A 24,551-nucleotide genomic window follows, 5' to 3' on the forward strand; every position below is an offset into this window, starting at 1 on the left:
CGCGTGGTGCACCATCCTCTCAGAGTGGGTAGCTCGCAGGTGACTAGGAGGTGCAAGTCCTCTGTGCAGGTCCTTGAATGCCAGCTACGGTTATTGCCTTCTCCTCCTCCCACGCCCTCCACAGTTCGCCGCCTCCGGCCTCGATCGGCAGGAATTGTGGGTACAGAGAAAGAGGCCCTTCATTTGCGCCAATGACTCGTCTCTACCGTTGCGGATTCGTTACAGCCCCTTGTAGCGCCACTTTTTTCTCTCATGCCTTTCCAACCCCGGCCGATACATTGGGGAGCCACTGCTTTTTGCGGCTGAGAGCCTCCGGTGAGAGTCTCTACTCGTTGCTGTTATAAGGCTTTAGCGGAGTGGCAGGGGGTCGTTGAGACGTCACATGAAGCAAAAATTTCCTTTCATCCTTCTCTCGGTTGTCGCAGTGGCGATGGTCATGACTATTGCGAACGCTGTCATATTTGAGCAGGTACGCGCGGAGGGGAAGCGACAGGCACAAGTTCACGTTGAAACTTCGCTGAGGCTTTTCTGGCATCTCCTGCACAGCAAGGGAAAGGGGAGCTACTTCCACGAGGACCGCGGCCGCCTTCTGGTGGGCAGTTATGTGATAAACGGGAACTCGGATGTGCCGGACGAGGTACTCGCCATCACTGGCAACAGAGCCACGGTGTTTATGGGCGATACCAGGGTGGCAACAAATGTGGAAGACCGCCATGGCCGCCGGGCTATCGGAACAAAGCTCACAAGTCCCGTCTATGACATGGTCATCAGGAAGGGACTCCCGTACCGGGGGGATGCCCGAGTCCTCGGCAAGCCTTATGTCACCGCCTATGACCCGATAAAGGACGCTAGCGGGAAGACTATCGGCGCACTCTTCGTTGGGGTGGAAAGCGACCGCAGAGCATTGGGTCTGAAAGTAGTGGCGATCAACACCGCCGAGGCCGCTATCTTCCTGTCGTTCGGCCTTTTTGTGCTTCATATCCGCAGACGCTCCGCGGACGCCATCCACAAGCAGTTTCGCTTCCTGCAGGTATTGCTCGACACCATTCCCAGTCCCATCTTCGTAAAGGACCGCGCTGGGCGCTACTGCGAATGTAATGTCGCGTATGAAGAGTTTGTCCAGGTGAAGCGCGAGGATCTTGTGGGGAGGACAGTGCACGACCTCTGGCCCGTCCATCTTGCGGACCAATACCACCGGATGGACCTTGAGCTCTTTGCAGGCGGGGGGGTGCAAACATACGAATGCTCGGTCAAAAGCGCCGCCGGGACCCACCTCGACGTCATCTTCCTCAAGGCTGTCTACCGCGACGCCGCGGGCCTTCCTGCGGGACTCGTGGGAGTGATCCTCGACATTACCGAGCGCCGGAAGCAGGAACGTGCCCTGCGCGAGGCACAGAGCGATCTCATGTATGCGTCACGCCTGGCGGGAATGGCCGAGACGGCAACAATAGTCCTGCACAACGTTGGCAACGTGCTGAATAGCGTGAACGTATCTGCCGGCATCATCAACCAGTGCATTCGTAGCTCGAAGGCTCCTGCACTCCGGAAGGCCGTGGGGATGATGCAGGAGCACAGAGACGACCTTGCTGCTTACCTCTCCACCGACGACAGGGGGAAACTCCTTCCGGAGTATCTGGCGAAGGTAGTGGAGGTTATGGAGATGGAACATCAGGATATCGAGAAGGAGATCGATGCGCTGATCCGCAGCGTGGAGCACATAAAGCAGATTGTTGTGACTCAGCAGCGCTTTGCCGGCACGACGAGCATCGTCGAGCACTTGCAGGTCCGTGACCTGGTCAGCGACGCGTTGCGTATGGACGCCGACTCCGCGGCCGGAAGCGGTGTGACCATAGTGGAAGATATTGACGAGATGCAGGAATTTTCACTGGACAGGGCGCGGGTGCTCCAGATTCTGGTCAATCTGATCCGGAACGCCAAGCAGGCGGTCTGTGCTCGCGAGGGGAGTGGCGGACGAATTACCATTTCCGCCGGGGTAGTGGACGAGGAAAGCTTGCGCATTTCCATCGCAGACGACGGCATAGGCATCCCGGCGGAGAACCTCACACGAATCTTCAATCACGGCTTCACCACGCGCAGGAACGGTAACGGCTTCGGCCTGCATTCCTGTGCACTCGCTGCCAAAGGTATGGGCGGCTCTCTGACCGTCCACAGCGATGGGCCTGGAAGTGGTGCCACCTTTACCCTTACCCTCCCGATCGGGGCCTGACGCGGAGTACCACAAAAGGCGCAGGAGGGGAGCGCCGTGACGCTGTGGTGGGCGATCGATGCAGTTCGCAAGGGGGGCACCTGTCGATCATCAGCGCGTACGGCCCCCTTCTTCCTCTTTCCAGTGCAGTGAAGCCTCAGCCCGCCACCGCTCTGCATCGCGAAGAGCTAACCCCGCAGGCGGCAGAAAATGCCTCGCCATTTCCCCACAAGCGACGCAGGCTGTGCAATTCCCTTATTACCTTCTTGAGGAAACCATCGAAGTGGTGATATTAAATAGGGCGTTTCGGTCACAGCTGGCAAAAAGCGAACAGGAATAACTCGATCTATGGCCTCATATCTCTTCAAGTGCGCTACAGTCGTGGATGGTTCCGGAAGTCCCGCCTTTCGAAGTGACGTAGCGGTGCGAGACGGCAGGATAACCACAGTCGGGACGGGGGGCGCAGCAGGCGCCACGATTATCGATGCCGAAGGCCTCGTCCTTGCCCCCGGCTTTATCGACATCCACAGCCATACAGACTCCACCCTCTTCAACTACCCCCACATGGAAAGTAAGGCCTTTCAGGGGGTAACGCTGGAAGTGACCGGCAATTGCGGCCTCGGCGTTTTTCCCGTGCGGCAAAGCCACCGGAAGGAATTCTCCGACTTCCTGCGCATGCACGACTTCACCCTCCCCGGCGGCGACTTCGCCTGGAGCGATTTCTCCTCCTATGCCGACGCGGTGGAGCGTGCGGGAATAGCCCTGCACCAGGCGCCGCTGGTGGGGCACGCTTCCCTGCGTATCGCGGGGCTTGGCCTCGAGAATCGCCCGCCGACGGAGGCGGAGCTGGAACGGATGCGGCACCTTCTGGAGGAGGCGCTCTCCCAGGGGGCGTGGGGGATGTCCACCGGCCTCATCTATCCTCCCGGGAGCTACGCAACGACAGAGGAAATCATTGCCCTTGCCCGGATCCTCGCCCGCAGCAGTGCGATCTACACCAGCCATATCCGCGGCGAGGGGGAAAGTTTGTACGACGCGCTGGACGAGGCGGTGCGTATCGGGCGCGAGGCGGAGGTGCGGGTCCAGATTTCCCATCTAAAGGCGATGGGGCAGAGCAATCGCGGCGGCGCGAGGAAGGTGCTGGAGCGACTCGCGAAGGCGCGGGGGACCGGGGTGGACATCGCAGCGGACCAATACCCCTACCACGCATCCGCCACCACCCTCTCCGCCATTGTGCCGCAATGGGCGCACGAAGGGGGCGTCGCTTCCCTGTTGGAGCGGCTCCAGGACCAGGAGCTCAGCGAGAGGATCATGGCGGAGATGGCGCGCGAGATCGCGCAGCGCGAAGGTGCCTCCGGGATCGTCGTCTCAAACTGCGCCACCCGCGCAAACCGCCCCCTCTCCGGCCGGACGCTCGAACAGGTAGGTCGTCACTGGGGGTGCACCCCGGAGGAAGCCGCAGCACGCCTCATTGTGGAGGAAGAAGGTGCGGTGGGAGCTATCTTCTTTTCCATGGCTGAGGAGGACGTGGAAGAGATCCTGAAAGAGCGGGGGGTGGCGGTCGGCTCCGACGGCAATGCGCTCGAGGCGGGAGGCGCCGCGGGCGAAGCGACGCACCCCCGCTCCTACGGGACCTTCCCGCGCGTCCTCGGGCATTATGTGCGGGAGAGGCAGCTTCTGTCGCTGGAAAGCGCGGTCCACAAGATGACAGGGCTCCCCGCGCAGAGAATCGGTCTCAGCGACCGCGGGGTGATCCGGCCCGGCTTTGCGGCAGACCTCGTGCTTTTCGATCCGGCCACCATCGCGGATCGCGCCGATTACAGTCAGCCGCACCGCTATGCGCAGGGTGTGGTGCATCTTTTCGTCGATGGCGAGCCGGTCATCGAGAACGGCAAGGGGACCGGCAACCTGCCGGGACGCGTGCTGCGCAGAGGGCAGGTAAAGAAATGACAACTCCGTTCGACCCCGAGCTCCTGAAGGGGCTTGTGGGGCTCGCTCCACTCCTGGTGTACATCGTCCTTGTCTTCCGGGACATGGAGATCCTCCCCGCCACAGCCATCTGCGTGATCCTTGGCGGCATCCTCAGCCACCAGTCGCTCACCTCCTTTGCTGCGGCCTTTGCCAACGCCATGGGGTCCTTTCTCGCCCTCGTCGGTCTCATCATCATGCTCGGGCGAGGTCTCGGGGAGGTGCTCTGCGCCACGAAGGTGTCGCACACCATCGTGCACCGCATCATCTACAGTGTCGGCGTCGACAGCGAGAAAAAGGCGATGTTCGGCATCATGGCCGCGTGTCTCGTCATGGTGGGACTCCTCGGCACGATGGCGGGGGGAAATGCCATCATCGCGCCGATCGTCCTTCCGATCGCCGCCGCAGTAGGTCTTTCCCGCAGCACCGTCGCCGTCATCTTCCAGGCAGTCGGCGAAGAGGCGCTGATACTCGGACCGTTCACCCCTCCCGTAATCACGCTGCTGGGGCTCACGAAGATAAGCTACGGCTCCATGCTCCTCTTTGTCTCCGGTCCCGTCGCCCTCATCACCCTGGTCGTCACCTGGTTCATGATCCAGAGGATCCAGGCGAGGACGAAGGATTCGGCCGCCTACGAGGAGCCGGAGAACACGGAGAGGTTCGAACCGACCAGGGAAAGCCACCGCGCCACTATCGTCTTTTGTGCCGTCTTCCTTGCCGCCGTCCTGTACGGGATAGCGGTGAAAGCTCCGACATCGTTTGTGGTGGTGATCATGCTCGGGCTCGCGCTGGCGACCGGCTTTGCCGGCGGCCTGAAGCTGGGGGAGATCCTGGAGCTCGTGGTAAAGGGGATGGCGGGAAACGTGGGGCTTTTCCTCCTCTTTCTCCTGCTCGATCCGTTCATCGTCTTCGTGCAGCAGGCGGGGGGATTCAACGCGCTCGCGCAGCTCATCAAGCCGATGATGGAGTTTGGAGGAAAGCCGTTCATCGTCATCAGCGGCGGCTTCCTGGGCGCTTTCGGGATCAGCGGGGCGACTGTCGCCACCATGAAGCTCCTGAACGAGATGTTCAACCCGCTCCTTTCCCGTTACGGCGTGTCGCTCCTGGCGTGGTCGCTGGCGCTGGTGGTGGCGACGAGGGTGAACAACTTCGTCTTCCCCGGGGCCAATATGGTGAGCTCCCTTGGATTTGCGGAGTCTTCCGACATGAAATCGATGCTGCGAAACGGCTGGATGGTGGCGCTGTGCCAGCTCACCTTCCTGGTGCTCTTTAGCATCGCCACGGCGTGAGGTAAAGGGGGCGGCGGGAGCCTTCTATGGCGGCTGCGCCGCCACCGCAGGCAGGATGCCTACGCTCCAGCGCGGGGGCAACTGACGTCGCCGGGATCGAAGGGACGACTCATGGCGCCGCGCTGGAGGATAGGCTTCCCAGCCTGTCCTGCGGCGCAAGCCGCATCGTCGACAGCCGCTGATTCTATGGCGGCTCCGCCGCCACCGCAGGCAGGATGCCTGCGCTCCAGCGCGGGGGCAACTGACGTCGCCGGGGATCCGAGAGACGAATCGTGGCGCCGCGCTGGAGGATAGGCTTCCCAGCCTGTCCTGCGGCGCAAGCCGCATCGTCGCTGGCGGCTGTCTCTATGCCACCACCAACTCCCTCAGAAAGCCGCTGATACTGAAAAAGCCCTTCCGAATGGGAGGGCTTTTTCTTTGTCTGCTGTTTGCTGTCTTATATCTACTTTACAGCTCTTCCATATTGCCGAACTCCGGCGCCACGAGGTAGTTTCTGGGCGCTTCGGCATAGCTGTAGACATTCTCCACTACTTCCAGGTGCTTCCGCTCCTCCTCGGCTATCAGAAGGAGGTTGACGCGCACGCCGGCGTCTTCAACCTTTGCTGCAAGATCTTCATAGTAGCTGATATCACGCTCTTCTTCTTGTACGGCGTGCAGGAAAAGGTCAGGGTTCCGTTTCATTTCCTTTACCATATTTTCACCGTCAGGCAGCCTCGTCGGCTCGTGCGGCTCATTCAGCATCTCGAGCTCTGAACCGTTCGCTGCCATCGTCTCCTTCATCCCTCTCAGTGCATCGATGTGCTGCTGCTCGGCGGCAGCCAGAAGGGAGAATAATTGCTTCTGCTCGGGAAGGATACTCTCCTTCTCAAGGTGCTCGTAATATGCTTTTGCTTTTTCTTCCTTTGTGATGGCGCACTCGAAGATGTTCATCTTGTCCTCCCTCGCTTCACAAGTGAAGATTTCTCTTCACTTCATCCAGTGTACCAGAATTGCCCCCTGGAAAGGAAGAACCACATCTTCAATCCACCAGCTGAAAAAGGACTGGTGGTGCCTCACATATTGTGCACAAGTCTCCCGGCTTCCCCTCAAGCACATTGCCGCACGATTCACACACATAGTAGGGGGCCGGAGGGTTTCTCCCGATCCGCTCCAGGGCGCTGGAGAATAGCCCCACGTGCACCAGTTCCACCAGGTTCAAGCAGGTGAAGCACTCGTGGGCGAATTCCCACCCTTCCTGCGCCGCATCCCGGATCATCTCCGGGAACATTGATACGAACTCGATTGTCTCCCCACCTATCGCGTTTTTCAGATTTTCGACCGTGTCGCCATTCCTCACTGCAAGCACGCACCGTTGCCCTTCCCATGCGGCATTGGTCATCTGCGACGTCTCCCGCAGCGACCGAAGCAGCCACTGGGCATGTACCCCCTCGGAAAATGCGGCGGCACGAAAAAGCCGCGCCACCTGGTAGTGCCCCTCCGACTCCGCTTGCCTGGCAAAGAGCAGATACGCTCCTTTGGAACGTGCCTCCCCCTTGTACGCCTTCAGAATGTTCCTCTCGGTCCTTATGAACATTGAAACCTCCGCACGTCCCCGGAGGCACAGGCTCCCTGTCAGCGCAACGCCTGGAACGTCGCCTCGGGAGCATCACATACCTCGCAGGGCCCGATCGGCTTTCGCTCGATTGTGTTTCCGCACACTTCACATAGATGATACTCCGCCGGCTGGTTCCTCCCGAGCTGGTCAAGGGCTTCCCGGAACATCGCCGCGTGGACCCTCTCCACCATGTTCACGTGGTGAAAGGTTTCCCTCGCCGTTGTCCACCCCTCGGTGTCGGCATCCTGGATCATCTGGGGATACTGGTTGGTGAATTCCTCCGTCTCCGCCTCGATGGCGCGCTGCAGGTTCGTGGCGGTAGTTTCCTTCAGCGACTCCGGATCGTACAGCCCTGCCGCCCACAGGTCTACAGTCGTTCTGGAGGTCTCCTTCAGGCACCGCAAGAGCGCCTGCGAGTGAATCTCCTCCGAAGCGGCAACGGCACGGAAGAGTTTCGCCAGCTCCGGGTTCCCCTCGGATTCCGCCTTTTGGGCGTACGCCTGATAGCTTGCCCTCGCGCGCATCTCTGCCTTGAAGGCCTTCTGAATATTGAGCTCTGTCTTGCTTTCGGCCGGTCCCATAACGCCACCCCCTGTTCTGAAAACTGCTTTCAATATTAAAGCCTACCAGCCCCGCACCCCCCGTCAACGGGAGAAAACGGCGAGAATCCGGCCTCTTACCGCTCCACACGGTGGGTGCAACCCGTCCTACACTACCCCGAGGGTGGCAGCGCGGCCGACGATGTCGGCGAGGATACCGAGCGCCTTGGCGGCACGGTTTACCTTCTCCGAAACCGCCTTCAGCTTCTCGATCTCCGTCTTCATCCCGCAGTTGATCTCTTCCAGAGCCTTCCGGTATTGCTGCAGCTGGGCCACCTTTTCCTCTATCTCTGAAAAGATGAGGGCGCTTTCCACCTCTTCCAGCGTCGTGCTCAACTTCTCCAGCTGTTCGTCCCCTGGAGAGGAGCTGAGAGCGCCGTTTACCGCCTCCTTCGCCTCGCGCACAACCTGCAGGACCTTGATGATCTCAGTATTGGCCACGGCCCCCTCCTTTATTTCCTATCGAGCTTCTTCTTCAGCGCCTGGGCGCTCGTCACTTCCGCGGCCAGTGAATTCACCTCCTCGAGGGCGCCTGCGAGGTCCTTTTTGGCAGTCACGGACCCGACAAGCTCCGCGTGTGCCTGCCGGAAGGTGCAGGCGGCCTGCAATGCCCTCGCCGCGAGCTCGCCTGCGGTGTCCGAGGCGTCCATCACCTCCGCGACCTTCAGCGGTAGCTCCGGCGGCTGCCTCCCCTGGTACTGCCCCGCCACACCCCGGTAAAAGAGCGCCACATCCCTTTTCTCCTGCGCAAGGACACCCCCCGGGACGAGCTTCCCCCCCGCGGCGGGGCACCCCCGGAGCTGCGCCAGCTGGGTCTCGTCAAGGTAAAAGGCCATGATCTCCTGCACCGTCCCGGTAAGGGAGGCGACCATGGGGTCCGCCGCCACGACCACCTTCCTCAGGGAACGGGCCTGGCGTGCCCGCAGGTAGAAACCTCCTCCCCCCCGAACGAGCGCTGCAACTGTGGAGCCCGCAGCGCCGACGGAGCGGTTCCAGGTCTTGTTGTACTGCCTGATCCCCGAATCGATCTTCTGCCCGAGGGCCTCTGCACTCGTTTGCAGCTCCGTGCTGTAGCGCTCCGCAGTCAGAAGCGAGAGGAGCTCGGCATAGTCGCTGAGCACCTCCAGCGCCTGATCCGCCTGGCGCCCTTTTTCTTTCAGCTTCGCCTCCGTCTTGAGGGCTCCCTCGATCCCGGCGAGGGCGGTCGTGCCGTTTCTGAAGGTGACGACGCGCAGCACCTGGCGATCCCGGCGGATCTCCGCGTGCCGCGAGATTACCGCTCCGGGAAGGTCTCCGTACCCCTTCGCGGCTGCGGCGAATTTCCCCACCTCGGTGAACTGGCTCCTGGTGAGGACCGTACACCCGGTGATGCTTAGAAAGAGAAAAAGGGCGAGTGGAACCGTGCAAACATTCCGGGGGAACATGAGATGCCTCCTGTGGACTTCATTGCAAGGATAAGAAGAATCGGGGTTTTAATCTGCGCCAATCTGCGTAATCTGCGGACGAGAAAGCCTTTAGCGCCGTTACGGCACCGGCGCCCGCGGGGGCCGCGTCCCGTCCGGCGCTGTCCCCACCGGCACGACCCCATTATCCCGGCGCAGCGATTCGAAGAAAACCTGGAAGAGCGCAAGGATCACAGGTCCCGCCACTATACCGGTGATTCCCATCGTCACGAGACCGCCGAGACCGCCGAGGGCGACGAGGAGTATGGGAAGCTTCGCCTTGCCGCTGATGAAGAGAGGGCGGATCACGTTGTCGATGCTGCTGACCGCTATCACGCACCAGGCGATCAGGAGCACCCCCTTGAGGATCTCCCCCTGGACGAGCAAAAAGAGCGCGCCGGGGACCCAGATGAGTGCCGTGCCGACGACCGGTATGATGGCGCAGATCGCCATCAGCGTCCCGAAGAGGAGCGGAGAAGGAAGCCCCGCGACCCAGAAGCCGAGCCCGCCGAGCGCCCCCTGCACGAGGCAGGTCAGCACGACGCCGTACATGATCGCTCCGAGGACACGCTCCAGCGTCTGGAATATGTTCTGCTTCAATCCCTCCCTGAGCACTATGACTTCCCAGAAGGCGCGCACGTAGCCGGGGCCGTCCCGGTACACGAAGAAAAGGATGATCAGCATCATGAAGAGCTTCATCAGGAAACCGATGAAGTTTTTGGCTATCCCGGTGAGGTAGTTCAGGAGGTGGGACGCGCCCTGCTTCGCGGTGGGGAGGAGCACCTTGTCCAGGTCGAGGTTCAGGCTTCCCACCAGCGGCTTCACCTTCGCCACCAGCGCGGAAAGCCACGGCTGGCGAAGTATTGTATCAAAGGTCGGCATGCCGCCGGCACCGGCGGTGGCGCGCTCGAGGTACTGGTAGGCCTGCGCCACCTCCTGCGACAGGGTGAAGATCAGCCCCACCAGCGGCAGGACAAGGACGAGGCAGACGAGAAGGGTCATGAGGCCGGAAGCGGCGTTTCTGCGTCCCCTGCACCGCTCCAGCACCTTTTCGAAGAGCGGAAAGGTGATGATTCCTATCGCCGACGCCCACACGAGGGTGCTGAGGAAGGGAGCGAGGATGAGAAAGAGCAGGTACAGGAGAAGCAGCGCGAACGTGTACGCGAGCAGCGTAAAAAAGAGGGTTCGATCCATCGGCCAGGTACTCCTTGCTTGCCGACTCAGGCCGGAGCAACCGGTTGCCCGTCCGCGAGGCAGCGCCATCCCTTCACAATTTTAACTATAACCCAGACGTATGTTGCCACCATGACCAGGACGCCGAGGCCAAAGAAGAGCATCAGGAGGAAGGAGACCAGGAAGCCGAGGAGCGACTTCCAGAAAATGGAGATCTGGTAGTCGTAGTGGCTGCGGTACGTACCGGTGGCGCTGTCGCGGTAGAGGTAGGCGATGACCACGCCGATGAGCATGGTTACCCCCCACAGGAAGCCGCCGAGATAGCAGGCGTACACGATCGTCGGCATCGTCTTTTCCGACTTCTCCATCTTTTCCAGCGCGTCCGTTATGTTGCCGGGGATGAGGGGGAGGACGTAAATCTCCCGCGCTGCGTCCCCTTCGGCAACGAAATCGACCCGGGCACCCCCGCGCGGCTCGCCGGGGCTCTTCCAGTCGGAGCGGCTGAAACGGTAACGCGTCCCGTCGGCGCACCGTATGACCCCTACCTCCGCATCGAAACCGAGCACCATCCCTTCCATACTCTCCTCCTCCCCCCGCTGGCGGCGGAAGCCTGTTTTCCGGCAGGACCGGCGTGTGTAATCCGCGAAAAGGATACAGAAAAAGGGGGTAAAGTCTAGCGTGGCGGGGGCTCGCGACGGCATGATACTCTTTTAGGAAGAGGAAGCCATGTTCATCCCGCTGCACGTTAAAAGCGACTACAGTCTCGGCTTTGGTACCGCCTCGGTGGAGGAACTGATCGAGCGGGCCGTGGCGCTCGGCTACCGGGCGCTCGCCCTCACCGATCTGGAGAACCTCTACGCCCAGGTGCGCTTTCACCAGGGGTGCCGCGAGGCGGGGATCCGCCCGCTCACCGGGTTGGAGCTCCGCCCCGGATTTGACGGGAGGCACAACGTGGGGCGCAAGCAGGGGCGCGTCGTCCTTCTGGCGCTCGACGAGAGCGGGTACCGCAGCCTCTGCCGCATCGTGAGCCGCAGGCGAAGCGCGACGCTGCAGCGACCGATGGAGGCGCCGCACCGCGACCCCCTCCCGGTGGCGATGAAGTGCTCCGACGGTCTCATGGCGCTGAGCGACGACCCCGCCGTCGTGGAGGAGCTTTTCTACAGCGGGAGCTTTCTTCCCGAGCAGCTGGGAGTACTGCTGGTGCGCCCGGACGAGCAGCAGCGTGACCGCAGGCGGATCGAGGCGGCGGAGCGCCTCGGGGTGCGGCTGGTGGCGGATCTGGACTGCACTTTCCTGAGGCAGGGGGACCACCCGCTCCACGTGCTGCAGCTGGCCATACGGCAGGGGCGCCCGATGCGGGACACGGCGCTCGGTGCCGACGTCGAGGGGCGGGAGAGGTGGCTTCGCTCCCCCGCGGAGGTGGCCCTTCTCTTTGCCGACCAGCCGCAGGCGCTGCACGAATCGGCAGAAATTGCAAATCTCGCCTCTTTCGACCTGCAGGGGGTGCAGGGGACCTCCCCGATAAGCCCCTTCATAGGCACCGGAAGCGCAGCCGCGACGCTCAAACGGATCTGCCTGGATGCGCTGGAAGATCTCATGGTGGAGCGTCACCGCAGACGCGACTACCTCGTCCGACTGGAACACGAGCTCCAGGTCTTCGAGGCGCTCGGGTTTTCCGGTTTCATGGCGGTGGTCGCCGACATCCTCTCCCACTGCCGCCGGCTCGGCATCCCGGTGGCGGTGCGGGGCTCCGCAGTCAGTTCCCTCACCCTTCACCTCCTCGGCGGCTCACCGGTCGACCCGCTGCGGCACGGGCTCCTCTTCGAGCGCTTCCTGCACAAGGGGAAGTCGGCGTGGCCAGACGTCGACATCGATCTTCCGTGGCACCGCCGCGACGAGGTCATCGACTGGGTCTACCGGCGCTACGGACAAGACAAGGTGGCGATGGTGGCGGCTCACCACACCTTCCGCTACCGCTCCGCCCTGCGGGAGGGGCTGAAGGCGTGGGGGGCCTCACCTACCGAGATAGAGCGGGCAAGCGCGCTTCTCCCCCCGGAGGATCTCGCCTCCGAGGAGCTCGATTTTCTCGGCATGGCAGAAGCGGCACAGGAGGAAATCCCCGAGGAGATTGACGGCGGAGGGGGTGCCCCCTTTCCCCGCATGGGAGAGATATTCCCACTGATACGCCGCCTCGTGGGGCGCCCCCACCACATCGCCGCTCACCCGGGGGGGATCGTGGTGGACCGCTACCCGCTGGAGGACCTCCTTCCCCTGGAGCGGGCGCCGAAAGGGGTCATCATCACGCAGTACGACCTCGTCGCCGTCTCCCGCCTCGGCCTTGCCAAGATCGACCTCCTGGGAAACCGCTGCCTCTCCGAGCTCGAGGAGGCACTCGCCCCGCGCACCCTGTCCGACATCCCTCCGGAGGACCCGGAGACCCTGGCACTGATTGACGACGCCCGCACCGTCGGCTGCTTTCAGCTCGAGAGCCCTGCGATGCGCTCCCTCCTGAAGCGCCTGCCGATCCGCTCCCAGAACGACGTCACCGCAGCGCTGGCACTGATCCGCCCCGGCGCCGCCTCCGGCGAGGTGAAGGGCGCCTTTGTGCGGCGCGCCCGCGACGAGGAGGGGGTGAACTTCCCCTTCCGCCTCATGGAGGACCGGCTGCGGGAGACGTACGGCCTCTTTCTGTACGAGGAGGATGTCATGCTCCTCCTTTCGCGAACCGGGGGGATAACCCTCGACGAGGCTGACGAGTTGCGCCGCGCCATAGTGAAAAGCGGCGGGGACCCGGCGACTCTGGCCCTGCTGCAGTCGGCCTTCCTGGACAGGGCGTCCGCCGTCGCGGGGAGAAAGGGGGCTCAGGCGCGGCGGGCGTGGGCGACCGCCACACGGCTTGCCGCCTACTCCTTCAACAAGGCGCACGCCGCAAGCTATGCGCTCCTTGCCTACTACTCCGCCTATGCGAAGGTGCACTGTCCCCTCGAGTTCGCCTGCGCCCTCATCAACCACCATCAGGGGCTCTACCCGCTGCGAGTGGAGGTCGCGGAGCTCTCCCGTATCGGGATTGTCGTGCAGGCGCCCCATGTGAACGAGTCGCAGTACCACTCCTTTTCCGTGACCGCAGCCGGGCAGAAGGGGAGCGTGCGGGTCGGACTCGACAAGGTGAAGGGGCTCTCCGTGCGCCGCGCCATGGAGATACTGGAAGACCGCAGGCGGCGCGGCCCGTACGCGAGCCTCCGAAACCTCCTGGAGCGGGTACCGCTCTCGCTGAGGGAGGTCGCCGCGCTGGTCCTTTCCGGCGCCTGCGACGAGCTCTCCCCATTGCACTCCCAGCACTACCCCTTCGCACACGAGGCGGCGCTGGAACAGCTGCAGGAGGGCTCCCCCCTCCCCGACCTCGACCGGCTGAGGGTTGCGCTCCCCGATACGGAAAGCGCGGAGGGGGAGCGGATACGGCTCTACCAGGCGCTGGTACGGGTGAGAAACGAGCTGAGCTACCTGCAGATGCACCTCGCGGCGCACCCGATGGCGCTCCTGCGGGAGGAGGCGCAGCGGATGTCGTGCGTGACGGTAGAGGAGGCGAGCCATGCGTCGGCGGGAAAGACGGTGCGGCTTGCGGTGGTGGTGGCGGCGATGCGCAGGGTGCAGACGAGGCAGGGGGCGATGCAGTTTCTGACGGTGGAGGACGAGACGGGACTTCTGGAAGCGGCTCTCTTGCCGGTGGTTTTCCAGGAGCTGGGGGACCGGATAAAGACGGCGGGCCCTTTCCTTGTGGAGGGACGAATCAGGCGGCAGCAGGAGGCGGTACACCTGGAGGTGAGCTACCTCACCCCCTTTCACAAGCGCCCCGGGCCGTTCGGAGCGCTCGACTAGGGATCACTTTTCCTTCAGCACCGCGGCCACCAGGCGCAGGTCTTCCACGAAGGCATCGAGCGCCGCCTGCCGCGCCTCGTCCGTCTCCGTGCGCAGGATCGCCGAGGGGTGCGTGGTAGCCATGGCGAAGGGGGCAAGGTTACTGGGGAGGAAGCGGCCGTGGTCGCGGGTAACCAGCACCTCCTTTCCGAGGAGGGCCTGGGCGGCGGTGGCGCCCATGGCGACGAGGACGCGGGGGCGGATCAATTCGATCTCCGCATCGAGCCAGGGGAGGCAGGCGCCGATCTCCCGCGCGTTCGGCTTCTGATGCAGGCGGCGTTTTCCTACCGCGACCCACTTGAAGTGCTTCACCACATTGGTGACGTACGCGTCGCCGCGGTCGATCCCCGCGCGCTCCAGCGCCTGATCCAGCACCCGCCCCGCCGGCCCAACAAAGGGGTGTCCCTTGCGGTCCTCCGAGTCACCCGGCTGCTCGCCCACGAGGATGAGGCGAGAGGTGACCTCCCCTTCCCCGAATACCGTCTGCGTTCCCGTCGTCCAGAGGGGACAGGCCCGACACCCGGCAGCGGCAGTCCGCACATCGTCATACGTCCCGCCGCGCGGAACGAGAGGAGCGGCGGTTTCTTCCGGGTGCAAGCGTGGCATGGCGACCTCCGGCAGAAAAGGTGAGTGCAGTACGGAAGGAATTGTAACGGGGAAGGGAGCTCATTCAAGGTGATGCCGGAGGCGCCGATGTAGTCAATGTAGGCCGGGATAAGTCGCAGACGTTCCCGGCATGGCGCCGGCGGAACCTGGAGGGGTGGTTGCAACGCGGCGGCACATGCCGGAAACGCTTCGCTTATTCCGGCATACATATCACCAAAAAAAATAAAAAGCCCGCAGCGTGGCAGCTGCGGGCTTTTCGGAGTGTATATCGACTGAGGTATTAGAAGCGCACACCTACGCCGGCGGCGAAGAGGTGCGGGTTGATCTCGAGGTCGTACATCCCGCCGAGATGGGCGGGGCCGTCGCCGAGGGCGAACTGGGTATCGATGTTGACGTACTTGTAGTCGATGTTGAAGAAGATGTTTTCAGCGACGTTGAAGTCGACGCCGCCCTGGGCGACCCAGTTGACGCTGTTGTGGATGTTCAGCTTGGAGGAGATGCTGCTGTCGACCCTGGAGTTGAACGGCATGGTGAAGTTCATGCCGCCGCCGATGTACGGGCTGATTTTCTGCCCGGCAAGGGGGTGGAACTTCACAGTCAGGGTCGGAGGAAGGAGCCATGTGGAGCCGATGGTCTCACCGCCGAGCCTGATGTCGTGGTGCGTTGCAGCAGCGAAGAGTTCCGCCGAGACATTCTTTGTGAAGAAGTATGCGAGGTCGATACCGGGGGTGACGTCGGCATCGATTCTGGCGCCCCCGAGGGTGTTGTTCAGGTTGTCATCCGGCAACACGTAGACGCCCTTCAGCCCGAACTGGAACTTCTTGTAGTCCTGCGCACTGGCGAGAGCCGTCAGGCCCATGGTAAGACATAGTGCGGCACCCAATACAGCTACCATCTTTTTCAACATGATCTACTCCCTCCGTTACATGATATATGAGAACGATATGTTCTCATAGCGAGAAACAGGTATAGAACAAGCACGTGTCAGATAGCAAAAGATGGTCATGTGTGTCAAGTAATATCATAAAAAGCTGCAGGTGTTACTGTAAACACAATATTATGTATACTACTTCATCGGCCAGTTTATTCGTCACATATATAAAAGTGTAAACATTATTTCCCCTGCGTATTCCACAGTATTAGTGCATTCCGTACAACGAGGATCTTGTGTATACAGAGCTGCTGCATGAAGTACAGTAGACGCATGAACGGCCACCCCCCTCCGGCAGATCGTGATCCCCTGTTCCTGCCCCGAGCCGACCCGCCATGGGTACGTCAGCTGCCCCCCTTGAACGAAGCGGCAGCCGAGCTTCCATCCGCACAGGAAGCCATTAACTGGATTAAATGTTCTCTCCCTGTGATCTTTGTCACAGTTCGCATTGATAAATCGCCGAGGCCACTCTTTGACCAGCATTGGCAGGAGAATTAGTTATTGCAACGGATCCTAAAAACAGGTACAAAACTACTCGGAAAACAAAAGGAACCTGTCCTTCTAAGCAAGATCAAATATTGGCTGCTCCACACGATTGAAAAGTCGCACCAATTATTCCTGCACCTCCCGCTACGATTGATCTCCCGCACTTTTCAAAGTAGACCACGCCACAATTAGAAAATACGCTTCGCAAATTGCCGCCGCTCCTTTCTTACAAGGGTCCGATGACTACACAAAGAAACATTGTGCGTCTAATCCTCACCATCGTCGCAGCCAGCTGGCTCCTTTGCGCGTCGATCGTTTTCGCCGCCGAAGAGACGCCCGCTGCACATAACTCGACGACGCTGGAAATGGTGCTGGACAACGCCATCTCCCGGAACCTCATTTCCGGCGGAGTGGTGGTGGTCGGAAACCGTGAGGGAATAATCGCGACGGCGGCGCGCGGCGGCATGAACTTCAACGGCAGCGCCCCCGCTTTGAGCGAGCACACCATCTTCGACCTCGCATCCCTCACGAAGGTCGTGGCGACAGCGCCGGCAGTGATGAAGCTTCTGGATGAAGGGCGCGTCGCCCTCTCGGACCCGCTTTCCCGCTGGTTCCCCGAACTGGGCGGCACCAGCGTCGGCAACATCACCATACTTAACCTGCTGACCCACACCTCCGGGCTCTCCGACATCCACCTGCACAGCGGGCAGGGAATACGCGACGCCCTGGCGAAGATCACGGTCCAGCGCCCGAACGGCACCGCTCACTTCCACTATGCCGACATAAACTTCATCCTCCTTGGCGAGATGGTGCGTCGCGTTTCGGGAGAGACGCTCGATGCCTTCTGCGCGAAGGAGATCTACGGACCGATGGCCGCGCGCGACACCCTTTTCCTGCCGCCGGCCGGCCTCGCAGGGAACATTGCACCGACCCTCGGCTTCACGCCGGGCGTGGTGCAGGACACGAACGCGCGCCGTCTGGGCGGCGTCGCCGGGCATGCCGGGCTTTTCAGCTCTGCCTACGACCTCTCCCTCTACGCGCGGATGATCCTCGGCGGCGGCGCCATCAACCAGCAGCGCATTCTTTCCGAGCAGGTGGTGGCCCAGATGACCACCCCTTACGCCTGCAGCAACGGCAGCGTCCTGCGCGGGCTCGGCTGGGACATCGATTCCCCGTTCTCGGCGCCGAGGGGGAACTACTTCTCCCGGATGTCCTTCGGGCATACCGGCTACAGCGGCTCGTCGATGTGGATCGACCCGCAGCAGGACCTATTTGTGATCTTTTTGACCAACCGGTTGGAATACCGCAACGTGCGGGCCTTCAACCAGTTGCGTCGCGACGTCTCGACCATGGCGGTCGCCAACGCGCGAAACTACCATGAGCAGGCGCCGGTCGACGCGGCGGCAGTCGCCGCCGACCTCCTGCAACCGGGGAGCAGGCCGATCCTGCGGCTTGCCTCCATGATGGTGAAGGGTCCCGCGCACAGCGCCAAAAAGTGCCGCCAGGTCGCCCACAGCAACTCCAAGAGAGACAAAAGGCTTGCAAAGGCCAGCATACACCGCGGATCCCGGGGCGGAAAATCCGCCGGTGTAAAGATGGCTTCCAGGAAGAAACATTCCCGTACCCGCACCCGCGCCTAGCGCGTTTCCCTGTGCGACGCCGAGAGCGCGTCGCGTCCCGGCCACGGCAGCTTCGGCTGCCCAACCTCCGCCCCCCCACACGGTACCGCGATCTCAATTTTGGCGATCACGGAAGACGTTCCAGCAGTTTTCAAGCAGCGCCTTAAGTCACAGTAACCGCAATACTGGCACTTACGACATCATTCCGGATCGTGACGCGGCAGATGCCGCCCATGGCGGTCCGGCACACCTGCAATGCTATGAAGACCAACTAAAAGAGAGAATGAATGACTAGAACTCGACTGATACAACTCTGTTTCGCTGTCGCCATCATCGGGCTGATAGCCTCGGGCTACCTCTACAAGGAGCAGCGCGCCGAGGAGCGCAGCCGCATCAGCTATACCGCCTTCGTCGACCTGGTGAATGTCGGTGCGATCCTTTCCGTAAAGGCAGAAGGTGATGCCATTACCGCTGAAGGTAAAGGCGGGGCTACCTACCGCGTGTACCGTCCGCTGGACGCAGACATCTCGAAGCTCCTCATCTCCAAGCACATCGACTACTCGGCGAAGCCGCCGGCACAGCAGAGGTGGTTCGAGATCGGCTTCCTCCTGCTGGTGATCGGGTGCGCCGCCTGGGCTCTGAAGAAGTTTTCCGTCTTCGGCCGCAGCAAGGCCACCCTCGTGGAGTCGGCAAAGACGAACACCGCCTTCTCCGACGTCGCCGGAGCGGAAGAGGCGAAGGCGGACCTGAGCGAGACGGTCGAGTTTTTGAAGGATCCGGAGAAATTTAACCGACTCGGCGGGAAGATGCCGACCGGCATACTCCTCGTCGGCCCCCCGGGCACCGGGAAGACCCTTCTGGCGCGCGCAGTTGCAGGCGAGGCAGGCGTTCCCTTCTTTTCCATGTCAGGCTCGGAATTCGTGGAAATGTTCGTCGGGGTTGGCGCTTCGAGGGTAAGGGACCTTTTCGCACAGGGGAGAAAATCCGCTCCGTGCATAGTGTTCATCGACGAGATCGATGCGGTCGGGCGCAAGCGTGACGCGGGAGGTGGTGGAGCCTCCGACGAGCGTGACCAGACCCTCAACCAGCTTCTGGTGGAGATGGACGGTTTTACCGTCAACTCCGGGATCGTGGTCATCGCCGCCACCAACCGCCCCGAAGTGCTCGACCCGGCGCTGCTGCGCTCCGGCCGTTTCGACCGCCAGGTTGTGGTAGGATCCCCCGACATCAAGGGGCGCGAAGAGATCCTGAAGGTCCATGTGAAGGACGTGCCCCTCAGCAGCGAGGTCGACCTGCGGGTGCTCGCCCGCGGCACCTCCGGTATGTCCGGAGCGGATCTGGCGAACGTCGTCAACGAAGCCGCCATCCTCGCCGCCCGCGCCAACAAGGACAGTGTGGAGATGTCGGACTTTGAGGCTGCCAAGGACAAGGTCATGATGGGTGCCGAGAAGAAGTCGATGGTACTCTCCGAGAAGAGCAAGCTGAGCACCGCCTACCACGAGGCCGGGCACGTGCTGGTGGCGAAGCTCGTCCCCGCGTGCGACCCGGTGCACAAGGTCTCCATCATCCCGAGGGGTCGCGCTCTCGGCGTCACGCTGCAGATTCCCGAAGAAGACAAGCACTGCTACACCCGGGACATGCTGATCGGGCACATCAAGGTGCTGATGGGCGGGCGTGCAGCAGAGGAGCTGATCTACAAGACGACCACCACCGGCGCAGGGAACGACCTTGCCCGCGCCACCGACCTGGCACGCAACATGGTGTGCGAGTACGGCATGTCCGAGGCCTTCGGCCCCGTCGCCTTCGGCAACCATGAGGGCACCGCCACGAAAGGGCACGAGGTGAACCACGGGAGGAACTTCAGCGAGACCACCGCTCTGGAGATCGACCGGGAGATCCGTTCCATCGTCACAGGCTGCTACAACGAGGTCATGCATCTGCTTAAGAAGAACAGGGCAGCGCTGGAGAACCTCACCATGGAACTCGTCGCCAAAGAGACTCTGGAAGGTGATGAGATCGATGAGGCGATAGAGGAGCATATCACCGTCGAGGCAGCGTAAAGAGGCTGCAGTTTCACCCTCATGAGTATGGAAAAGGCCCGGGAAGCTCCGGGCCTTTTTTTTTCGTCCGGAAACGGTGGGGAACCAGGGCGTGGTGTGTCCTCAGAGGCAAAGGCGGAGTATCCACGAAGCGCTGGAGAAGACCTCGCGTCCCCCCCTTTGCGAAGGGGGGACAGGGGGGATTTAGCCTTGTAAAACCACCAGTTGAAAGGACGATGTCGCAGACCGCCCAACCACGTGACGGATGCGGCGCAAGTCCTGGTGTGTCTTCTACGGGGCAAGCAACTTCGTGCCTTCCAGTTCAACCGGCAGAAACCGGAGTCCCCTATGTCGTTGATACTGCGCAGTAGTGGATCCTTTGGATGTGGCAACCAGAAGCAAATCCCCCCTGTCCCCCCTTCGCAAAGGGGGGAACGTAAGGCCCTCGCCCACTCCCTGGAGGGCACACTCCTTTTTGTTTCCACGAACGAATCTGTCTTTATTGCTCGTTGGCGCAAGAGACTGCGGAGGATCAAGCCGCAGCACCGTTTGACAACCATCGATTGCTTGCTACTGTTACAGACTCGAAAAATACTCTCATTCATCCGATCGCACTCTTGAATACCAGTTCCACGTAAGCATCAAGGCCACGAAAGCACTCATCGAGAAAGGAGCAAGGCAATGCCGACAGTGAAAGGAACGAAAACGGAAGAGAATCTGTTGAAATCGTTCGCGGGAGAGAGCCAGGCGAGAAACCGCTACACCTATTTCGCATCGACCGCTCGCAAGGAAGGATATGTCCAGATCGCGGACATCTTCGAGGAAACCGCAAACCAGGAGAAGGAACACGCCAAGCGCTTCTTTAACTTCCTCGAAGGTGGGGACACTCACATAACCGCGACCTTCCCGGCCGGCATGGTGGGAACTACCAGGGAAAACCTTCTTGCCGCGGCGGCTGGCGAGCTCGAGGAGCACACGATACTGTATCCCGCCTTTGCTGCAGTGGCGAGGGAAGAAGGGTTCCCCGCCATCGCAGCAGTATGGAATGCCGTCAGCGTCGCTGAAAAGCAGCACGAAAAGCGCTACCGCGACCTGTGGGGCAATATCGAGGCGTCCCGCGTCTTTTCCCGGGAAGAGGAAGTAACGTGGCGCTGCCGCAACTGCGGCTACCTCCACACCGGCAAAGCAGCAGTCGACCTCTGCCCGGCCTGTGCCCACCCCAAAGCTCATTTCGAAATTCTCGCCGAGAACTGGTAGACCCGGAGCAACACCCAGGCGCGGGAGGACGTCTTCCCACTCCTTCCTCCCGCGCCAAAAGCACGATCGGAGCCCCTCCTAATGTGGAGCTAACTGCCCTCGTTATCATTGACTTTGAAGTGCAACGTCTATACAGTCTATGTCCATGAAAAGAGCCATTGCGTACCTACAGGAAAAGACCACCGGCGTCATCACCGATCTCACAACCCTTGCAGTCATCTTCGGAATCGCCTTCTTTCAATTCCTTGGCAGGCTGCCCCTCACCGGTACCGATGAGGCGCGCTATCTCGAGATCCCCCGGGAGATGATCGAGCGCGGCGATTTCGTTACGCCGACGCTCAACTACGTGAAGTACTTCGAGAAGCCGCCGCTCCATTACTGGTTGAACGCCTTCTCCACGCTCCTCTTCGGAGAAACCCCCTTCGCGGCACGATTCTCCGGCGCGCTCTTCGGGGTCCTCGGCGTCCTTCTCACCTACCATATCGGGCGCAAGCTCTTCGGGCGCCGGGCGGGATTCCTTTCCGCCGTCATCCTCGGAACCTCGCTGGGCGTGGTGATCCAGAGCAGGGTCAACATCACCGACACCCCCCTCACCTTCTGCCTCTGCGCGGCACTCGGCTCATTTCTCCTGGCGAGCCGGCCCGACGAGAAGCACAAGGGGGTCTACTATCACCTCTTCTACGTCTTCGCTGCGCTGGCGGTACTGGCAAAGGGGCTCATCGGTCTCGTCCTGCCGGGGTTCATCATCTGCGCCTACATCATGCTGAACTGGCGCTGGAGCATCCTGAAGGAGATGCGCCTTCTCACCGGCATTCCCCTTTTCTTCGCCGTCTGCGCCCCGTGGTTCGTGCTCGTCTCCCTGAGGAATCCGGAGTTTCCGTACTTCTTCTTCATCCATGAGCACTTCGAGCGCTACCTCACCAAGGTGCACGGCAGGTATCAGCCCCCCTGGTTCTTCCTCCCGGTGCTCTTTGGCTGCATGCTCCCATGGGCCTTTTTCCTCCCGAACGCCCTCGTGCGCGCGTGGAAAAAGTGGCGCCAGGAGAAGGATGATGGCGTCCTTTTCCTCTCGTTGTGGGCGTTGCTGATACTCGGGTTCTTCTCACTTTCCGATTCCAAACTGATTCCCTACATCCTCCCGGTGTATCCGGCGTTCTCGATCCTGATTGGGTGCCTTATCGCGGACTTCATCGATAAGCCTGCCGAGGCTCTCCGCAAACCGGCAGTCGCCCTCGCCGCCGTTCATATCATCATCGGAGCGGGAGTGATCGCCTACCCGTACCTGGCAAAGACACCGAAGATAGCGGCGGCGGGCGGTATCCTCATCGGGACGATCTTCCTGGTACAGGGGATCGTCGCCCTCAGAAACAGCTACCGTGCGACGACTCCGGCACTCTTCGCCGGACTTGCCGCTGTCGGCTTTCTCTGCAGCATCTGTGCACCTCCGGTTGTGTACCAGGGAATCGCGGACCGGAAGGTGACCAAGGACCTGGCCCTCATGGTGAAGGAGCGCGCCGGCAGCGACGCACTGGTCGCCTCTTTCGGCTACGAGCAGGAACTCCCCCTGTACACCGGTCGCAGGGTCATCGTCGTGGGGTCGAAGGGAGAACTGGAGTTCGGCGCGAAGCAGGGGGACAACTCCTTCTGGTTCATCGAATCTGAGCAGTTCCGCTCCCTGTGGGCAGGGCCTCGCCCCGTGTATGCCCTGATCTCGCCGGAGGATCTGCAGAACATGGCGGCACTCACCCCGCCCCCGGTCATCCTCGGGATGAGGGCAAAGCGAGCACTCATCACCAATCGGGAACAGCCGGAGAAAGGCCCGGTCGTGAAGATGAGCACGGCGGGAGCGGCCAACGGGAGCATGGCTTCGGCGTCGAGATAGGCGGGCCGTCCCCTCCCTTTCAAGGGGAGGAACGTTCTGCCGGACGAAATAACTTGTTGATCTCCCAACTGCCGGTGTAACCAGAAAATGCCTCTATCGCAAATAACGAAAGGGGAGCCGCGACCGGCTCCCCTTTCCTTTTTCGTACTTCCTGTCTCAGCTCATCCCTAGAGCAACGTTCCCCTCAAAACCACCACCGCTACGCTGAAGTAGATGACGAGCCCCGTCACGTCCACCAGCGTCGCCACGAACGGCGCGGACGATGCCGCAGGGTCGAAACCGAGCCGCCGCAGCACGAAGGGGAGCATCGACCCCGCAAAGGTCCCCCACAGTACGATTCCGATGAGGGCCACACCGACGGTCACCGCCACCAGGAACGCGTGCGGGCCGTAGAGGTCGGAGAAGGCAGACCAGATCATGATGCGGGAGAAACCGAGGATCCCGAGGATGGAGCCGAGAAGGAGCCCGGAGATGACCTCGCGTCGCATGACCCGCCACCAGTCGCGCAGGTGGATCTCCTCCAGCGCCAGGGCGCGGATGACCAGCGTGGACGCCTGCGAACCGGAGTTGCCGCCGCTGGAGATGATCAGGGGGACGAAGAGGGCGAGCACCACTGCCCGCTGTATCTCCGCCTCGAAAAAGCCCATGGCGGTGGCGGTGAGCATCTCACTGATAAAGAGGATAACGAGCCACCCTGCGCGCTTTTTCACCATGCGCGACATGGCTATCTGCATGTACGGCTCGTCGAGGGCCTCCATACCACCGAGTTTCTGGATGTCTTCGGTTGCCGCGGCCTCGACGACATCGAGCACGTCGTCGATGGTGACGATACCGATGAGGACGCCGGTACTGTCGGTAACCGGAAGGGCTACCCGGTCCTCACGTTTAAATATAGGGATCGCCGTCTCCTGGTCGTCCGTCGCCTTCAGGGCCACGAAGCGGTTGTCCATCAGATCGGAGACGAGGCGTGTCGGGGACGCCAGGAGGAACTGGCGTATCCCGATGTCGTCGATGAGGACCCCCTTGTCGTCCACGACATAGACGTTGCTGAGCGTCTCAGAGTCATGCCCGTGCCGGCGGATGTGGTCCAGCACCTGCTCCACCGCCCAATCCTTCCGCACGCGAACATAATCGGGGGTCATGCGGCGGCCGATACTGTCTTCCGGGTAGCCGAGCAGGTTGACCGCCACCGCGCGCTCCTTCGGCGAGAGGAGCGCAAGCATCTGCTTTGTCACCGTGGCCGGAAGTTCCTCGAGGAGTGTGGTACGGTCGTCCGGTGACATGTCATTGAGGATGGCCGCTACGTCTTCCTTGGCCATAGCCTTGATGAGCTCTTCCTGCGATTCGATGTCCAGGTACTCGAATACCGCGGACGCCAGCCTGCGTGGCAGGACGCGAAAGACGATCACCTTGTCCTCAATGATCAGGTCTTCCAGCAGACGCGCCAAGTCGGGTGGTGGATAGTCACTCAACAGGTTGCGCAGAGAAGCGAAATCGCGCGCATGAATGAGATTTTCCAATTCTGAATGCACAAGAACTCCTGGA

Annotated in this window: 19 protein-coding genes; 9 read left to right on the top strand and 10 right to left on the bottom strand. The window is 61.5% G+C overall.

The window, feature by feature from the left end; genetic code table 11:
• The first annotated feature begins 382 nt into the window (after positions 1-382).
• The 4 genes from LPW11_RS00815 (at position 383) to LPW11_RS00830 (ending at position 5,645) form a co-directional block, all read left to right on the top strand.
• Positions 383-2,227: a cache domain-containing protein gene (locus tag LPW11_RS00815; protein WP_230996227.1), complete on the top strand. Its 1,845-nt coding sequence runs from the start codon at positions 383-385 to the stop codon at positions 2,225-2,227.
• A 327-nt stretch (positions 2,228-2,554) separates the two neighbouring features.
• Positions 2,555-4,156: an N-acyl-D-amino-acid deacylase family protein gene (locus LPW11_RS00820; RefSeq protein WP_230996228.1), complete on the top strand. Its 1,602-nt coding sequence runs from the start codon at positions 2,555-2,557 to the stop codon at positions 4,154-4,156.
• The gene (locus LPW11_RS00825; protein WP_230996229.1) at positions 4,153-5,463 is read left to right on the top strand and encodes a permease; all 1,311 of its coding nucleotides are present in this window, start codon (positions 4,153-4,155) and stop codon (positions 5,461-5,463) included. The genes LPW11_RS00820 and LPW11_RS00825 overlap by 4 nt, the downstream gene beginning before the upstream one ends.
• 26 nt (positions 5,464-5,489) lie before the next feature.
• On the top strand, positions 5,490-5,645 hold the full coding sequence (locus LPW11_RS00830; protein ID WP_230996230.1) for a hypothetical protein: 156 nt from the start codon (positions 5,490-5,492) through the stop codon (positions 5,643-5,645).
• 265 nt (positions 5,646-5,910) lie between these two features.
• Here LPW11_RS00830 and LPW11_RS00835 read toward each other — a convergent pair whose 3' ends face one another.
• The 7 genes from LPW11_RS00835 to LPW11_RS00865 form a co-directional block, all read right to left on the bottom strand.
• Entirely contained in the window at positions 5,911-6,393 is a 483-nt protein-coding gene (locus tag LPW11_RS00835; RefSeq protein WP_230996231.1) for a ferritin family protein, read from the bottom strand.
• Between the two features lie 88 nt (positions 6,394-6,481).
• On the bottom strand, positions 6,482-7,036 hold the full coding sequence (locus LPW11_RS00840) for a rubrerythrin family protein (protein WP_230996232.1): 555 nt from the start codon (positions 7,034-7,036) through the stop codon (positions 6,482-6,484).
• Between the two features lie 38 nt (positions 7,037-7,074).
• Positions 7,075-7,638, bottom strand: coding sequence for a rubrerythrin family protein (locus LPW11_RS00845; protein WP_230996233.1), 564 nt, complete (start codon positions 7,636-7,638; stop codon positions 7,075-7,077).
• A 126-nt stretch (positions 7,639-7,764) separates the two neighbouring features.
• The gene (locus LPW11_RS00850; RefSeq protein WP_230996234.1) at positions 7,765-8,097 is read right to left on the bottom strand and encodes a hypothetical protein; all 333 of its coding nucleotides are present in this window, start codon (positions 8,095-8,097) and stop codon (positions 7,765-7,767) included.
• A gap of 11 nt (positions 8,098-8,108) precedes the next feature.
• Positions 8,109-9,080: a hypothetical protein gene (locus tag LPW11_RS00855; protein ID WP_230996235.1), complete on the bottom strand. Its 972-nt coding sequence runs from the start codon at positions 9,078-9,080 to the stop codon at positions 8,109-8,111.
• Between the two features lie 99 nt (positions 9,081-9,179).
• Positions 9,180-10,292, bottom strand: coding sequence for an AI-2E family transporter (locus LPW11_RS00860; protein ID WP_230996236.1), 1,113 nt, complete (start codon positions 10,290-10,292; stop codon positions 9,180-9,182).
• A gap of 26 nt (positions 10,293-10,318) precedes the next feature.
• Complete coding sequence (locus tag LPW11_RS00865) at positions 10,319-10,849, bottom strand: DUF4870 family protein (protein WP_230996237.1); 531 nt, start codon at positions 10,847-10,849, stop codon at positions 10,319-10,321.
• A gap of 148 nt (positions 10,850-10,997) precedes the next feature.
• Here LPW11_RS00865 and dnaE point away from each other — a divergent pair, with 148 nt between their 5' ends.
• Positions 10,998-14,147, top strand: coding sequence for a DNA polymerase III subunit alpha (gene dnaE, locus LPW11_RS00870; RefSeq protein WP_230996238.1), 3,150 nt, complete (start codon positions 10,998-11,000; stop codon positions 14,145-14,147).
• A 3-nt stretch (positions 14,148-14,150) separates the two neighbouring features.
• Here dnaE and LPW11_RS00875 read toward each other — a convergent pair whose 3' ends face one another.
• Positions 14,151-14,792 (bottom strand): UdgX family uracil-DNA binding protein, encoded by a 642-nt coding sequence (locus tag LPW11_RS00875; protein WP_230996239.1) that lies wholly within the window; start codon positions 14,790-14,792, stop codon positions 14,151-14,153.
• Between the two features lie 280 nt (positions 14,793-15,072).
• The gene (locus tag LPW11_RS00880; RefSeq protein ID WP_230996240.1) at positions 15,073-15,699 is read right to left on the bottom strand and encodes an OmpW/AlkL family protein; all 627 of its coding nucleotides are present in this window, start codon (positions 15,697-15,699) and stop codon (positions 15,073-15,075) included.
• 749 nt (positions 15,700-16,448) lie between these two features.
• On the opposite strand from LPW11_RS00880, the gene LPW11_RS00885 reads away from it, so the two are divergent.
• From LPW11_RS00885 to LPW11_RS00900, 4 genes are all read left to right on the top strand, one after another.
• On the top strand, positions 16,449-17,849 hold the full coding sequence (locus LPW11_RS00885; protein WP_230996241.1) for a serine hydrolase domain-containing protein: 1,401 nt from the start codon (positions 16,449-16,451) through the stop codon (positions 17,847-17,849).
• Positions 17,850-18,115: 266 nt separating this feature from the next.
• The gene (gene ftsH, locus LPW11_RS00890; RefSeq protein WP_230996242.1) at positions 18,116-19,888 is read left to right on the top strand and encodes an ATP-dependent zinc metalloprotease FtsH; all 1,773 of its coding nucleotides are present in this window, start codon (positions 18,116-18,118) and stop codon (positions 19,886-19,888) included.
• A 660-nt stretch (positions 19,889-20,548) separates the two neighbouring features.
• Positions 20,549-21,124: a rubrerythrin gene (gene rbr / locus LPW11_RS00895; RefSeq protein ID WP_230996243.1), complete on the top strand. Its 576-nt coding sequence runs from the start codon at positions 20,549-20,551 to the stop codon at positions 21,122-21,124.
• 145 nt (positions 21,125-21,269) lie between these two features.
• Positions 21,270-23,006: a glycosyltransferase family 39 protein gene (locus tag LPW11_RS00900; RefSeq protein WP_230996244.1), complete on the top strand. Its 1,737-nt coding sequence runs from the start codon at positions 21,270-21,272 to the stop codon at positions 23,004-23,006.
• 167 nt (positions 23,007-23,173) lie between these two features.
• Here LPW11_RS00900 and mgtE read toward each other — a convergent pair whose 3' ends face one another.
• Positions 23,174-24,538, bottom strand: a complete 1,365-nt coding sequence (mgtE, locus tag LPW11_RS00905) for a magnesium transporter (protein WP_230996245.1) — start codon at positions 24,536-24,538, stop codon at positions 23,174-23,176.
• Positions 24,539-24,551: the final 13 nt, after the last annotated feature.

Origin of the sequence: Geomonas sp. RF6, from assembly GCF_021044625.1 — a bacterium.
In the GTDB taxonomy this organism is placed as follows: domain Bacteria; phylum Desulfobacterota; class Desulfuromonadia; order Geobacterales; family Geobacteraceae; genus RF6.